The sequence below is a fragment of the Streptomyces sp. TAA204 genome (genome assembly GCF_000424965.1).
This window is the reverse complement of sequence record NZ_AUKW01000022.1, coordinates 61474-74930: the sequence shown is the minus strand read 5'-3', so window position 1 is coordinate 74930 and position 13457 is coordinate 61474. Positions and strand designations below refer to the sequence as shown.

The 13457-nt window shown below is 73.1% G+C and carries 12 protein-coding genes; 4 read left to right on the top strand and 8 right to left on the bottom strand.

Annotation, left to right across the window (positions count from 1 at the left end; genetic code table 11):
• Positions 1–38: 38 nt before the first annotated feature.
• Positions 39–542, bottom strand: a complete 504-nt coding sequence (locus H343_RS0122580; RefSeq protein WP_078506034.1) for a RidA family protein — start codon at positions 540–542, stop codon at positions 39–41.
• Entirely contained in the window at positions 539–1669 is a 1131-nt protein-coding gene (locus H343_RS0122575) for an acyl-CoA dehydrogenase family protein (protein ID WP_028432993.1), read from the bottom strand. Before H343_RS0122575 ends, H343_RS0122580 begins: the two co-directional genes overlap by 4 nt.
• A gap of 162 nt (positions 1670–1831) precedes the next feature.
• Between H343_RS0122575 and H343_RS0122570 the strand changes: the two genes are divergently transcribed.
• The 3 genes from H343_RS0122570 to H343_RS0122560 all read left to right on the top strand — a co-directional run bounded on the left by H343_RS0122570 (position 1832) and on the right by H343_RS0122560 (position 4661).
• The gene (locus tag H343_RS0122570) at positions 1832–3487 is read left to right on the top strand and encodes an AMP-binding protein (RefSeq protein ID WP_028432992.1); all 1656 of its coding nucleotides are present in this window, start codon (positions 1832–1834) and stop codon (positions 3485–3487) included.
• 28 nt (positions 3488–3515) lie between these two features.
• Positions 3516–4343, top strand: coding sequence for a PaaX family transcriptional regulator C-terminal domain-containing protein (locus tag H343_RS0122565; protein WP_051265778.1), 828 nt, complete (start codon positions 3516–3518; stop codon positions 4341–4343).
• 78 nt (positions 4344–4421) lie between these two features.
• The gene (locus H343_RS0122560) at positions 4422–4661 is read left to right on the top strand and encodes a DUF3099 domain-containing protein (RefSeq protein ID WP_028432990.1); all 240 of its coding nucleotides are present in this window, start codon (positions 4422–4424) and stop codon (positions 4659–4661) included.
• 13 nt (positions 4662–4674) lie between these two features.
• On the opposite strand, the gene H343_RS0122555 is transcribed toward H343_RS0122560, so the two are convergent.
• Together H343_RS0122555 and H343_RS0122550 are read right to left on the bottom strand one after the other, a co-directional pair.
• A complete protein-coding gene (locus H343_RS0122555; protein ID WP_106958920.1) occupies positions 4675–7008 on the bottom strand; it encodes a bifunctional salicylyl-CoA 5-hydroxylase/oxidoreductase in 2334 nt (777 codons plus the stop codon).
• Position 7009: 1 nt separating this feature from the next.
• Positions 7010–7837 carry an enoyl-CoA hydratase family protein gene (locus tag H343_RS0122550; protein WP_028432988.1) on the bottom strand — a complete coding sequence of 276 codons (828 nt, stop codon included), beginning with the start codon at positions 7835–7837 and terminating at the stop codon, positions 7010–7012.
• A gap of 214 nt (positions 7838–8051) precedes the next feature.
• Here H343_RS0122550 and H343_RS0122545 point away from each other — a divergent pair, with 214 nt between their 5' ends.
• Entirely contained in the window at positions 8052–8840 is a 789-nt protein-coding gene (locus tag H343_RS0122545; RefSeq protein WP_028432987.1) for a sulfite exporter TauE/SafE family protein, read from the top strand.
• A 44-nt stretch (positions 8841–8884) separates the two neighbouring features.
• On the opposite strand, the gene argF is transcribed toward H343_RS0122545, so the two are convergent.
• From argF to H343_RS0122525, 4 genes are all read right to left on the bottom strand, one after another.
• Positions 8885–9889, bottom strand: a complete 1005-nt coding sequence (gene argF, locus H343_RS0122540) for an ornithine carbamoyltransferase (protein WP_028432986.1) — start codon at positions 9887–9889, stop codon at positions 8885–8887.
• 146 nt (positions 9890–10035) lie between these two features.
• On the bottom strand, positions 10036–11268 hold the full coding sequence (locus H343_RS0122535) for an arginine deiminase (protein ID WP_028432985.1): 1233 nt from the start codon (positions 11266–11268) through the stop codon (positions 10036–10038).
• Positions 11269–11501: 233 nt separating this feature from the next.
• A complete protein-coding gene (mmuM, locus tag H343_RS0122530) occupies positions 11502–12506 on the bottom strand; it encodes a homocysteine S-methyltransferase (protein WP_078506033.1) in 1005 nt (334 codons plus the stop codon).
• Complete coding sequence (locus H343_RS0122525; protein WP_028432983.1) at positions 12503–13426, bottom strand: LLM class F420-dependent oxidoreductase; 924 nt, start codon at positions 13424–13426, stop codon at positions 12503–12505. The genes mmuM and H343_RS0122525 overlap by 4 nt, the downstream gene beginning before the upstream one ends.
• Positions 13427–13457: the final 31 nt, after the last annotated feature.

Genomic DNA, 13457 nt, shown 5'->3' with positions numbered 1-13457 from the left:
CCGGTCCGCCGGCCTTCGCCTCACGGCAGCACCGCTGTTCAGGGCAGCACCGCGATGCCGTCGAGTTCGACCAGGGCCTCCTCGTCCCACAGCCGGACGACGCCGACGAGAGCCATCGCCGGATAGTCCCGCTGTGCGTGGCGGCGCCAGATGCTGCCCAGCTCCCGCGCGTTCGCGCGGTAGGACGGCACGTCCGTGGTGTAGACGGTGACTCGCGCCAGGTCGGCGGGGCCGCCGCCCGAAGCGGCGAGGGCCGTCAGAAGGTTGGTGAGGGCACGCTCGAACTGGGCGGGGAGCGTGTCGCCCACGACGGTGCCCCGGGCGTCCAGCGCCGTCTGTCCGGCGAGGAGGACCAGGCGCGAACCGGTGGCCGTCACGGCGTGCGAGAAGCCCGCGGGCGGGGAGAGCTGGGCCGGATTGGTGCGCAGGAGATGGGGGCGGGCACCGGGACCGGGGCCCGGGGCGGTGCCGGGACCGGCGTCAGGGCCTGTCCCGGAGCCGGAATCCGAGTCGGGACCGGGGTCGGCGTCGGCGTCGGTCATCTGTAGAGCTCCTTCGCGATGATCGAGCGCTGCACCTCGCTGGCGCCCTCGTAGATTCGGGGGGCGCGCACCTCCCGGTAGAGGTGTTCGAGGAGGTGGCCGCGCTGGAGGGCGGCCGCGCCGTGGATCTGGACGGCCGTGTCGACGGCCTGCTGCGCTGTCTCGGTGGCCAGGAGCTTCGCCATGGCCGCGCGCCGGGCGATGTCCGCCTCGCCGCGGTCGTACGCCGAGGCGGCCGCGTAGACGAGCAGCCTTGCGGCCTCGACACGGGTCGCGGTCTCCGCCAACTGGTGCGAGACCGCCTGGAGATCGCGCAGCGTGCCGCCGAACGCCGGCCGCGTACGGGCGTGTTCGACCGCGGCGTCGAGCGCGGCCTGCGCCATGCCCGTCGCGAAGGCGCCGACACTCGGGCGGAAGAGGTTCAGGGTGCGCATCGCCACGCCGAAACCGCCGTCGACCTCTCCGAGCAGGTCGGCCCGGGTGACGGCTACGCCCTCGAAGTCCAGGGTGCCGATGGGGTGCGGCGAGAGCATCTCCAGCGGCCGGCCGGTCAGTCCGGGCCGGTCGCCGGGTACGAGGAAGGCGGTGACGCCGCGGGAGCCGGCGCCCTCGGACGTGCGGGCGAAGACGGTGCAGACGTCGGCGAAGGGCGCGTTGGAGATCCAGGTCTTGGTCCCGGTCAGCCGCCAGCCTCCGCCCCGGCCGTCCGGTTCGGCGCGAAGCGCGAGCGCCGCCGCGTCGCTGCCGGCGCCCGGCTCGCTCAGGGCGAAGGCGGCCACCGCCCGTCCCGAGGTCACTTCGCCCAGCCAGCGCTCCCGCTGCTCGTTCGTGCCCGCCAGTGCCAGCGGGCCCGCGCCCAGGCCCTGCAGGGCGAGCGCGGTCTCGGCCTCGGTGCAGGAGTAGGCGAGGGATTCGCGCAGGAGGCACAGGTCGAGGGCGCTCGCGGGGCGGCCGTCGGGCGCGAACAGGCGGGCGAGCAGGCCGAGTTCACCGAGCTCGGCGAGCAGTTCGCGGTTGATGCGGCCGTGCTCGCCGGCCTCCGCGGTCGGGCGCAGCCGCCGGGCGCCCATGGTCCGCAGCTCCTCACACCACTCCTGCTGCTCCGGTTCCAGTGCGAAGGCGGGCATCGGCCGGGCCTCCTCCCCATCGCCGTGTTTCAGGTCGGCCGCATCTGCTCTATCGCGGACCGTTGACTGTCGTCACCAACACGTTACGCTCAACGGCACGCCGGCGACACCGGCACTCCAGGTCCCGTCCGCACCCGGACGAAGACCGCAAGGGGGGCAGCCATGGAACTGAGCCCGTCCGCACACCTCGACACCTTCGCCCGGGACCACCTGCCCCCACCGGAGGAATGGCCGCGGCTGGTCTTCGACCGTCCCGGGCTGCGCTACCCGGAACGTCTCAACTGCGGCGCCGAACTGCTCGACCGCTCCGTGGAACGCTTCGGAGCGGACCGCCCCGCGCTCCGCTCCGACGACGGCGAGAGCTGGAACTACGGTGAACTGCGGCGCCGCACAGACCGCATCGCCCATGTCCTCACCGAGGACTTGGGCGTCGTACCCGGCAACCGCGTCCTGCTGCGCGGCCCCAACTCCCTCCATCTGGCGGCCTGCTGGCTGGCGGTGATGAAGACGGGCGCGGTCGCCGTCACTGTCGTGGCCGCGCAGCGCGCCCGGGAGCTGCGCACCGTCTGCGCCATGGGACGCGTCAGCCACGCCCTGTGCGACGTACGGTCGCTGGAGGAGCTGGAGAAGGCGGACGTGCCGGGGCTGAAGCTGACGGCCTTCGGCGGCGAGGCCCCCGATGACCTGCTGGCCCTGAGCGAGTCCCGGCCCGGTGCGTACGAGGCGGTCGGCACCGCCGCGGACGACGTCGCCCTGATCGCCTTCACCTCGGGCACGACCGGACAGCCCAAGGGCTGTGTCCACTTCCACCGCGACGTGCTCGCCGTCGCCGACACCTTCTCCGCGCACGTGCTGCGCCCGCAGCCGGAGGACCTCTTCGCCGGAAGTCCCCCGCTGGGCTTCACCTTCGGACTGGGCGGACTGCTGGTCTTCCCGCTGCGCGCGGGGGCGTCGGCGCTGCTGGGTCACTGGAGCGGTCCGGAGCAGATGCTGGCCGCGGTCGAACGGCACCGCGTCTCCGTGCTGTTCACGGCACCGACCGCCTACCGCGGGATGCTCACCCGGCTCGGCACCACGCCTCCGGGCCGCGAACGCCCCTACGACATCTCCTCGTTGCGCCGCTGCGTCTCCGCGGGCGAGAACCTTCCGGCCGCCACCTGGGAGTCCTGGCACGAGGCCACCGGGCTGCGGCTGATCAACGGCATCGGCGCGACGGAGATGCTGCACATCTTCGTCAGCGCCGCCGACGAGGCGATCCGCCCCGGCACGACCGGTCTCGCGGTCCCCGGCTTCGAGGCCCGGGTGGTCGAGGAGAGCCCCGAGGGCGCCCTCGTGCCCGTCGCCGACGGGGAGCCGGGGCTGCTCGCCGTCCGCGGCCCGGTCGGCTGCCGCTACCTCGACGACCCCCGGCAGCGCGAGTACGTCCGCGACGGCTGGAACATCACCGGCGATACGTACGTCCGCGAGGCCGGCGGCTACTTCCGCTACGTGGCGCGCGCGGACGACATGATCGTCTCGGCGGGCTACAACATCGCCGGACCCGAGGTCGAAGAGGCCCTGCTGCGCCATCCCGACGTGGCGGAGGCGGCGGTGGTCGGAGACCCCGACGAACTGCGCGGCCAGATCGTCACCGCCCATGTGGTCCTGCGCGACGGTGCGGCCGAAGGCAGCGGCAGGGCGGAGGAGTTGCGGGACTTCGTCGCCTCCGAACTCGCCCCGTACAAGAGCCCGCGGAGGTTCGTCTTCACCGCCGCGCTGCCGCGCACACCGACCGGCAAACTGCAGCGGTTCCTGCTGCGCGAGGCCACCCCGGCGTGACCGGCCGGGCAGCACATAGAGTGACCGCGTGAGCCAGCAGCCCCCCACCGTGCCCCGGCCGTCGCCGAGTTCGCTCATCCTCACCTTCTACGGAGCGTACGGGCGCGCATTCCCGGACGGCACGGTGCCGGTCGCCACTCTGATCCGCCTGCTGGGCACTGCCGGTGTGGACGCGCCGTCCGTACGCTCCGCGGTCTCACGGCTCAAGCGGCGCGGGCTGCTGAGCGCGGACCGGCCCGGCAGCAGGACGGCCGGATACGCGCCGACGGAGGCGTGCCGCCAGCTTCTCGACGACGGCGACCGCCGCGTCTACGCGCGGCCCGAGCCGGACGGCCGCTGGCTGCTCGCCGTCTTCTCGGTCCCCGAGAGCGAGCGGCGGCGCAGGCACGTCCTGCGCTCCCGGCTGGCCAGGCTCGGATTCGGCAACGCCGCCCCGGGCATCTGGATCGCGCCGTCCCACCTGGAGGCGGAGACCCGGCACAGCCTCGCCCGGCTCGGTCTCACCCCGTACGTCGATCTCTTCAGCGGTACCCACGAGGGTTTCGAGCCGACGGCGGACGCGGTCGCCCGCTGGTGGGACCTGGAGGCCCTGGCGGCGCTTCACCGCTCGTTCCTGCAGGTGCACGAACCGGTGCTGCGTTCCTGGTCGCGGCGCCGCCGGACGCCGCCGGAGGACGCCTACCGGGACTATCTGCCCGCCCTGGACGCGTGGCGACTCCTGCCGTACGCCGACCCGGGGCTGCCCCCCTCGCTGCTGCCCGCGGACTGGCCGGGTGAACGGTCCGCGGAGGTCTTCTTCGCGCTGCACGCCAGACTGCGGGACGCGGGACGCGAGCACGCGGTGGCGACGGCCTGAGCCCCGCGGCCCCCGCGGCCGCCGCGGCCGCCGGCCGCTCCCCGCGCACGTCCGCGCCCGCCGCCCTACGGTGGAGGCATGTACGCGCGCCGGCGCAAGCGCTACTTCGTGCTGATGACGACGTGCCTGGTGCTCTTCGTCAGCGCGTGGGCGTTCGTGCGCCTGTGGTCCGTTCCCGCGGCCATCGCGATGTGCGTGGTGGCGATGGTCATCCCTCCCGTGGCCGCCATCACCGGGAACCGGCGCGAGGCGGACGACCGCTGGTGGGACGAGGAGGCGGGAGGGCCCGGCAGCCGGAGTGACGGCGGCGGTCGGTAGGCGTCCTCCCGGGTCACAGCGCCAGACGGGGCCTGGGCGCGTCCGTGCGTCCCGTCGGAGGTGGGCGGCTGCCCGCCCGGTAGGGCTTCGGCCAGGGCGCGGCGGGGCCCTCGTAGCCCTGTTCGGCGGCGGCGTGCAGCGTCCAGTGCGGATCGTAGAGATGCGGCCTGCCCAGCGCGCACAGGTCCGCGCGGCCCGCCAGGATCAGCGAATTGACGTCGTCCCAGGAGGAGATGGCGCCGACGGCGATGACGGGCACGCCCAGGGCGTTGCGGATGCGGTCGGCGTACGGGGTCTGGTACGAGCGCCCGTAGTCGGGGCGTTCGTCGGGGACGACCTGGCCGGTGGAGACGTCGACGGCGTCGGCGCCGTGCTCGGCGAAGGCGGCGGCCACCTCCAGTGTCTCCTCCGGGGTGATGCCGCCTTCCGCCCAGTCCGTCGCGGAGATGCGGACGGTCATGGGCCGCTCGGTGGGCCACTGGGCGCGTACGGCGTCGAAGACCTCCAGGGGGAAGCGGAGCCGGGAGGTGATGCTGCCGCCGTAGGCGTCGGTACGGCGGTTGGTCAGCGGTGAGAGGAAGCTGGAGAGCAAGTAGCCGTGGGCGCAGTGGAGTTCGAGCAGGTCGAATCCGGCACGGGCCGCGCGCCTCGTGCAGACCGCGAACTGATCGCGTATGTCCGCGAGTTCGTCCTGGCTCAGCTCGTGCGGGACCTGGTTGACGCCGTCCCGGTAGGCCAGCGGGGACGGGGCGACGAGCGGCCAGTTGCCCTCGGGCAGCGGCTCGTCCATGCCCTCCCACATCACCCGCGTCGAACCCTTGCGGCCCGAGTGCCCGAGCTGGATGCCGACGGCCGCACCGTCGCCCGCGCCGTGCACGAAGGACGTGACGCGGCGCCACGCCTCCTCGTGCTCCGGCGACCAGATCCCCGTGCAGCCCGGGGTGATGCGTCCCCGCGGTGACACGCACACCATCTCGGTCATCACCAGCCCCGCTCCGCCGAGCGCCCGGGCGCCGAGGTGGACGAGGTGGAAGTCGCCGGGGGTGCCCGAGGCGTCCCCGGCGGAGTACATGTCCATCGCGGAGACCACGACACGGTTGCGCAGGGTCAGCCCGCGCAGCCGGAAGGGGGTGAACATCGGTGGTGTGCCCGGGGGCAGACCTGCCTCCGCCTCGGCCTGTGCGACGAAGCCCGGGTCGCGCATCCGCAGATTGCCGTGGGTGACGCGGCGGCTGCGGGTCAGCAGGTTGAAGGCGAACTGCCGGGGCGGCTGGCCGGTGCAGGTGGCCAGGTCCTCGAACCACTCCAGGCTCCCCCGGGCGGCACGCTGCGTGGACCGCACGACGGGACGGCGCTCCTCCTCGTACGCCGCCAGCGCGGCGTCGAGCCCGGGCTGCTCCTCGACGCAGGCGGCCAGCGCGAGGGCGTCCTCGACGGCGAGCTTGGTGCCCGACCCGATGGAGAAGTGCGCGGTGTGCGCGGCGTCGCCGAGCAGGACGACGTTCCCGTGCGACCAGCGCTCGTTGGTGACCGTGCGGAAGGCGATCCACTGGGAGTTGTTGCCGTACAGCCGCCGCCCGCCGAGGGTCTCGGGGAAGAGCTGGGCGCACCGCCCGGCGGAGGCGGTCTCGTCGAGCCCGTCCAGGCCGGCCGCGCGCCAGACCTCCTCGCGCGCCTCGACGATGACGGTCGAGGCGCCGGGCGATCCGCTGCCGGCGCGTTCGTAGGGGTAGGCGTGCAGTTGGAGGACACCGTGGCCGGTCTCGGCGATCTCGAAGCGGAACGCGTCCAGGGCGAAGTCGGCGGCCAGCCATATGTAGCGGCAGCGGTGCGTGGTCAGGCGGGGGCGGAAGACCTCGGCGAAGGTCTCCCGGGTAGCGCTGTGCACACCGTCGGCGGCCACCACCAGATCGCAGGCGGCGGACAGTTCGCCCGGCGGCGGCGCCTGCGTACGGAAGCGCAGCTCGACGCCCAGCTCCCGGCAGCGCTCGTGCAGAACGGCCAGCAGGCGCCGCCGTCCGAGCGCGGCGAAGCCGTGCCCGCCCGAGGTGAGAGTGCGTCCGCGGTGCACGATGTCGATGTCGTCCCAGCGTACGAACTCCCGCTGCAGCGCCGCGTACACGGCCGGGTCGGCGTGCTCGATGCCGCCGAGGGTCTCGTCGGAGAGGACGACGCCGAAGCCGAAGGTGTCCTCGGGGGCGTTGCGTTCGAAGACGGTGACGCTGCGGCCGGGGTCGAGGCGTTTGAGGAGCACCGCCGCGTAGAGGCCGCCGGGACCGCCCCCGACGACGGCGACACGCATGCCGTCCGTCTGCCGCGGCCCTCCGCCGGGGCCGGCCGGCCTCATCTCACTTCCCCTGCCACTTCGGTGGCCGCTTCTCGGTGAAGGAGGCGTGGAACTCGGCGTAGTCCTCGCTGTGCATCAGCAGTGCCTGGGTCGCCGCGTCCATCTCGACGGCTGCCGAGAGCGGAAGGTCCAGCTCCGCGGTGAGCAGCGTCTTGGTCTGGGCGAGCGCGAGTGCGGGGCCGTCGGCGAGCCGGCGGGCGAGCCGGGCGGCCGAGGCTGCGGCCTCGCCCTCGTCGGTCAACTGGCTGAGGAGACCGATGCGTTCGGCCTCCGGTGCGCGTACGGGCTCGCCGAGCATCAGGATGCGGGTGGCGTGGCCGAGGCCGACGACACGCGGCAGCAGATAGGCCGCGCCCATGTCGCCGCCGGAGAGTCCGACCTTGGTGAAGAGGAAGGAGAAGCGGGCGGTGGGGTCGGCGACGCGGAAGTCGGCGGCGAGGGCGAGCACGGCACCGGCGCCCGCCGCGACACCGTGGACGGCGGCGACGACGGGGAACGGCGCCTCGCGCAGCGCCCGTACGACCTGGCCGGTCATCCGGTTGAAGTCGAGGAGCTGCGCCGTGTCCGCCTCCAGCGTGGCGCCGATGATCTCCTCGACGTCGCCGCCCGAGCAGAACCCGCGCCCCTCCCCCGCGAGTACGAGCACGCGGGCGCCCCTCGTACGGGACAGCTCCGCGAGGAGGTCCCGCAGGTCCGCGTACGCGCCGAAGGTGAGGGCGTTGAGCCGGGCGGGGCGCGCGAGCGTGACGGTGACGACGCCGTCGTCCTCGGCGACCCGGATGTGCCGCCAGTCGCCGGTGGTGCGGGCGGAGCCGGTGTAGGGGCTCATACGCGCGCTCCCGGGTTTCCGCTCTCGCTCATGGGCTCGCTCACGGACCGGTCCTCCTTCGCGACGCCGACCACGTGAACGTATCACCGGTTCGTGACTGCCGTCACGGGTGCGCGATAGAGATGGGCCGCTGCGCGCACACGGCCCGCGAGGAGCCGCCGCGCCACCGACGTGGGAGGCTCGTACGCGGGAACGGCCGTGAGGTGAGGGGCAGATGGAGTTCGATCCGCTGGTACTGGTGCTGCTGGCCCTGTTCGGCCTGGCCGGCGGTATCGGCATCACGGCGGTGGGGCCCGGCGGGGTGCTGCCCACGATCGGGATGTTCCTGCTCACCGGGCTCTCCCCCGCGGGCGTCGCCGGCACGGCCATCGTCACCCATGTCGCCACCGGGGCCCTGGGCACCGCCGTCTACACGCGCTCCGGACAGCTCCGCGACCCGGCGACCCGGCGGACCGCACTGGTCCTCTCGGCCGCCGCCGTCGCCGGCACACCGGCCGGGGTACTCCTCAACACCCTTGTCAGCGGCCGGGGTTTCGCCGTTCTGCTCGCGGCGGCCGTCGCCACGACCGGCGTTCTGGTGTGGGTGCGGGAGAAGCGCGCCGCCCGCGCGGAGGAGAGCCCCGGCGGGGAACAGCACGCGCCTGCGGGCATGTCACCCTTCGCGGCGGGCGCCGTGGGTCTGCTGGTGTCGGTCGCGGCCGGACTCTTCGGCCTGGGCGGCCCGATGCTCAGCGTGCCCCTGCTGGTCGTCTGCGGCCTGCCGCTGCTGCCCGCACTGGCCGCGGCCCAGGCGCAGTCGGTGGTCGTCGCGAGCGTCGGCACGGCGGGTTACGTGCTGCACGGCTCCGTCGACTGGCAGCTCGCCGCCGTCGTGGGCGTCCCGGAGCTGGCGGGGGTCGTGATCGGCTGGAAGATCGCGCAGGCGGTCCCCGTACGCAGGCTCAAGTTCGCGCTCGCGGCGACGCTGCTGGCCCTGGCGCCCTATCTCGCCCTGCACGGCTGAGAGTTCGCACGCCGGCCGCTCAGGGAGAAGCCCGGAACGGAAGTTCAGCCGCCGGCCAGCGTGGCGACGAGCACCGCCTTGATGGTGTGCATACGGTTCTCCGCCTCGTCGAAGACCACCGAGTGGGCGGACTCGAAGACCTCGTCCGTGACCTCCAGCGAGTCCAGCCCGTGCCGCGCGTGGATCTCCCGACCGACGGCCGTGCCCAGGTCGTGGAAGGCGGGCAGGCAGTGCAGGAACTTCACGCCGGGATTGCCGGTGGCCCGCAGCACGTCCATGGTCACGGCGTAGGGCCGCAGCAGCGCGATGCGCTCGTCCCACACCTCCTGGGGCTCGCCCATCGACACCCACACGTCGGTGGCGACGAAGTCCGCCCCCCGCACCCCGGCGCCGACCTCCTCGGTCAGCGATATGCGGGCTCCGGTGCGCCCGGCGAGCGCTCGCGCCCGGGCGACGACCGCGTCCTCCGGCCACAGTTCGCGCGGCGCCACGATGCGTACGTCCATGCCGAGCAGGGCGCCGGTGACCAGATAGGAGTTGCCCATGTTGTTGCGGGCGTCGCCGAGGTAGGCGAAGCAGGTCTCGGTGAGCGGCTTGGCACAGTGCTCGGTCATGGTCAGGACGTCGGCGAGCATCTGGGTGGGGTGCCAGTCGTCGGTGAGTCCGTTGTAGACGGGGACACCGGCGAAGGCGGCCAGCTCCTCGACCACCGCCTGGGCGCTGCCCCGGTACTCGATGCCGTCGTACATCCTGCCGAGCACGCGTGCGGTGTCGCGCGCCGACTCCTTGTGCCCCAGCTGCGAACCGGCGGGGTCCAGGTACGTGGTGCCCGCGCCCTGGTCGGCCGCGGCGACCTCGAAGGCGCAGCGGGTGCGTGTGGAGGTCTTCTCGAAGACCAGCGCGATGGTGCGGCCCCGCAGCCGCTGCTGCTCGGCGCCCGCCTTCTTGGCCACCTTCAGCTCGGCGGCCAGATCGATCAGGTGACGGAACTCCTCGGACGAGAAGTCCAGTTCCTTGAGGAAGTGGCGGCCCGTGAGGTCTGTCGCCATGAGGGGCTCCTAGTGACTGGGCTCGGTGCTGTGCTCTGGAATTCTATACCGTTGCCCGAATCTCTATACAGGGAGGATGCGCCGTGGCCGGAGACGGGTGCCCGTGAGACCCCGTCTTCCACCCCCGCCTTCGACCCCGGACCCTGTCAGACCGGCTCCCGCTCCACCGGACAGCTCATGCACCGGGGGCCGCCCCTGCCCCGTCCCAGCTCACTGCCCGGGATCTCCAGCACCTCGATGCCCTGCTTGCGCAGATGGGTGTTGGTGGTGACGTTGCGCTCGTAGGCCAGCACCACACCCGGCTCGACGGCCAGCACGTTGCATCCGTCGTCCCACTGCTCGCGCTCGGCCGAGTGCACGTCCTGCGACGGTGTGAGCACACGGATGTGGTCCAGGCCGAGAGCCGCGGCGATGGCCCGGTGCATGTGCTCGGGCGGATGGTCGGTGACCTTCAGCTCGTACGCGCTGCCGCCCGGCTCGATGGTGTACGAGCGCAGCATCCCCAGCCCCTCGTACTGGGTGAAGGTCCCGCCGTCGACCATCGTCATCACGGTGTCCAGGTGCATGAAGGCCCGGCGCTTGGGCATGTCCAGCGCCACGATCGTGTGCGCGGAACCCGCGGCGAACAGCCCCCGGGCCAGCATCTCCACCGCCTGCGGCGTGGTGCGCTCACTCATGCCGATGAGCACCGCACCGGCCCCGATGACCAGCACGTCACCGCCCTCGATGGTCGACGGGTAGGCGCCCTGCCCTTCCGACCACACGTTGAAGTCCGGGCTGTCCGGGCCCGCGAAGAGCGGGTGGTGGTGGTAGATCGCCTCGAAGTGCACCGTCTCGCGCTGCCGCGCCGGCCAGCGCATCGCGTTGATGGAGACCCCGTCGTAGACCCAGGCGGAGGTGTCCCGCGTGAAGAGGTGGTTGGGGAGCGGGGCCAGCAGGAAGTCGTCCATCTCCATCACGTGGAAGCGGACCGAGGCCGGCTCGGCGTACCCCTCCAGGAACTCGCGCTTGGTCATGCCGCCCACCAGCGCCTCGGCCAGCTCCGGAGTCGGCAGCCGGTCGAACGCCTCGCGGAGATGGCCGGTGGCGAGCGGCCCGTACTCGTTCTCGTGGAAGACCCGGTCGAGTACGAGCGTGCGCGCCTCCGGGATGCGGAGCGTCTCCGCCAGCAGGTCACCGAAGAGGTGCACCGCCACGCCGCGGTCACGCAGCGCGTCCGCGAGAGCGTCGTGCTCCTGACGGGCACGGCGCACCCACAGCACGTCATCGAAGAGGAGCTCGTCCTTGTTCGTCGGCGTGAGCCGCTTCAGCTCCAGGTCGGGGCGGTGCAGAATGACGCGGCGCAGCCGCCCGGCCTCGGAGTCGACGTGGAATCCCATCCCTCCATCCTCGCCGAGGCCGACGAGGAGCGTGCCGTGATTGCGGAAGATCCCGGGCGGGTGTGTGACGGAGCGGTGCGTGCGGCGCGGGATGTGATGCCTCGCGGACGGGGCCGGGACGGCGTGCCCGGCGCGAAACGGCATGGTCGGCGCACCCCACGCACCCCACGCACCCCGCGCACCTGGCGTCCCCGCACGCCAATGAAGGAACGGCACCCGTGCGGGGCGAACCGCTACGTCCGGCCCAGCTCGCGGGACAGCTCCGCGACGGCCTGCGGACCCACGCGGCAGCACCCGCCGATCAGCCGTGCGCCCCGCTCCACCCACCCCCGCACCCACGAGGCGGGGCCGGCCTCCGGTGCGCCCGGCCGTCCCGCGGCGAAGGTGTCGGCGCCGCGCCAGGCACCCCGGGACGGGCCCGCCTCACCGTCGCCGGACACGCCCCGGGCCCCCCAGCTCTCCCCGCTGTTGGGATAGACGACGACCGGCTTGCCCGTCGTGGCCGCGGCCACCTCCACCGCGTGGTCGACGTCGACCGCGGCGCAGCAGTTGACGCCCACCGCGACGACCTGGTCGAGGCCGCCGGCCGCCGCGAAGGCTTCGGCGAGCGGCTGCCCGGCCCGGGTGCGCGGCCCGTCCACGGTGAAGCTCAGCCACACCGGAATGCCGCACCCGTCCGCGGCCCGCAGCAGCGCCTCGGCCTCGTCCACGTCGGGCACCGTCTCCAGGGCGAGCACGTCCGGCTCCGCCTCCGCCAGCGCGGCGATCCGCGGCGCGTGGAACGCGGCGAGTTCCCGCACGCTCAGCCCGTAGCGGCCGCGGTACTCGCTGCCGTCCGCCAGGACCGCGCCGTACGGGCCAACCGAGGCGGCGACCCATGCCCGTCCGCCGGCCGCCTCACGTGCCAGGGACACGCTGCGCCGGAAGAGGTCGGCCGCCTCCCGGCGGTCTGTCCCGTGCCGTGCGAAGCCCTCGAAGGACGCCTGGTAGCTGGCGGTGATGAGCACCCGCGCCCCCGCCCGTACGTACGCCGCGTGGGCGTTCGTGATCCGGCGGGGGTCGTCCGCGAGCAGGCGTGCGGACCACAGCTCGTCGCTCAGGTCGCAGCCCTGGGCCTCCAGCTGGTCGGAGAGCCCGCCGTCGAGGACGAGCGGCGGGCCGCTCGCGAGCGCCGCTTCCAGCGGGACGCCGGGGCCCGCAGGGACTCCGGGGCGCGCCGGAGGGCCGGGACGTGTCACGACAGCTGCGTCCGCACCTGTTCGGAGATGAGCCGGAGGTGGTCGAGGTCGTCCAGGTCGAGGATCTGCAGATAGACGCGGGAGGCGCCCGCCTGTTCGTACCGCCCGATCTTGTCGACGACTTCGGCGGGCGTACCGGCCAGCCCGTTCTCTTTCAGCTCTCCCACCTCGCGCCCGATGGCCGCCGCCCGGCGGGCGACTTCGGCGTCGTCCCTGCCGACGCAGGCCACCAGCGCGTTGGAGCACACCAGATCCTCGCCGCGGCGCCCGTGCTCCTCGGCCGCTGCCCGTACGCGCCTGAACTGGGCCTCGGAGTCGGCGAGCGAGGCGAAGGGGATGTTGAACTCGTCGGCGAAGCGGGCGGCCAGTGCGGGGGTGCGGACCTTCCCGTGGCCGCCGATCAGCACCGGCACCTTCGGCTGGGCGGGCTTGGGCAGCGCGGGCGAGTCGCTCAGCCGGTAGTACCTGCCGTCGTAGCCGAACCTCTCCCCGGCCGGTGTCGACCACAGGCCGGTGATGATCTCCAGCTGTTCCTCCAGCCGCCCGAACTTCTCCTTGGGGAAGGGGATTCCGTACGCGGCGTGCTCCTGCTCGAACCAGCCCGTACCCAGGCCCAGTTCGACCCTGCCGCCGGACATGTCGTCGACCTGTGCGACCTGGATGGCCAGCGGGCCGGGCAGCCGGAAGGTGGCCGCCGTCATCAGGGTGCCCAGCCGGATCGTGGTGGTCTCACGGGCCAGCCCGGCAAGCGTGATCCAGGCGTCGGTCGGGCCCGGCAGCCCGTCCGCGTCGCCCATGGCCAGATAGTGGTCGGACCGGTAGAAGGCGTCGAAGTCCAGCTCCTCGGCGGCCTTCGCCACCCGCAACAGCGTCTCGTAGCTCGCCCCTTGCTGGGGCTCGGTGAAAATGCGCAGCCTCATGGGTCATATCTTGCCTCCCGTCTCCTGTCTC

Coding starts and splice junctions, on each gene's coding strand:
- H343_RS0122580 (WP_078506034.1), bottom strand. CDS start 542: ATGACCGACGCCGACGCCGACCCCGGTCCCGACTCGGATTCCGGCTCC.
- H343_RS0122575 (WP_028432993.1), bottom strand. CDS start 1,669: ATGCCCGCCTTCGCACTGGAACCGGAGCAGCAGGAGTGGTGTGAGGAG.
- H343_RS0122570 (WP_028432992.1), top strand. CDS start 1,832: ATGGAACTGAGCCCGTCCGCACACCTCGACACCTTCGCCCGGGACCAC.
- H343_RS0122560 (WP_028432990.1), top strand. CDS start 4,422: ATGTACGCGCGCCGGCGCAAGCGCTACTTCGTGCTGATGACGACGTGC.
- H343_RS0122555 (WP_106958920.1), bottom strand. CDS start 7,008: ATGAGGCCGGCCGGCCCCGGCGGAGGGCCGCGGCAGACGGACGGCATG.
- H343_RS0122550 (WP_028432988.1), bottom strand. CDS start 7,837: ATGAGCCCCTACACCGGCTCCGCCCGCACCACCGGCGACTGGCGGCAC.
- H343_RS0122545 (WP_028432987.1), top strand. CDS start 8,052: ATGGAGTTCGATCCGCTGGTACTGGTGCTGCTGGCCCTGTTCGGCCTG.
- argF (WP_028432986.1), bottom strand. CDS start 9,889: ATGGCGACAGACCTCACGGGCCGCCACTTCCTCAAGGAACTGGACTTC.
- H343_RS0122535 (WP_028432985.1), bottom strand. CDS start 11,268: ATGGGATTCCACGTCGACTCCGAGGCCGGGCGGCTGCGCCGCGTCATT.
- H343_RS0122525 (WP_028432983.1), bottom strand. CDS start 13,426: ATGAGGCTGCGCATTTTCACCGAGCCCCAGCAAGGGGCGAGCTACGAG.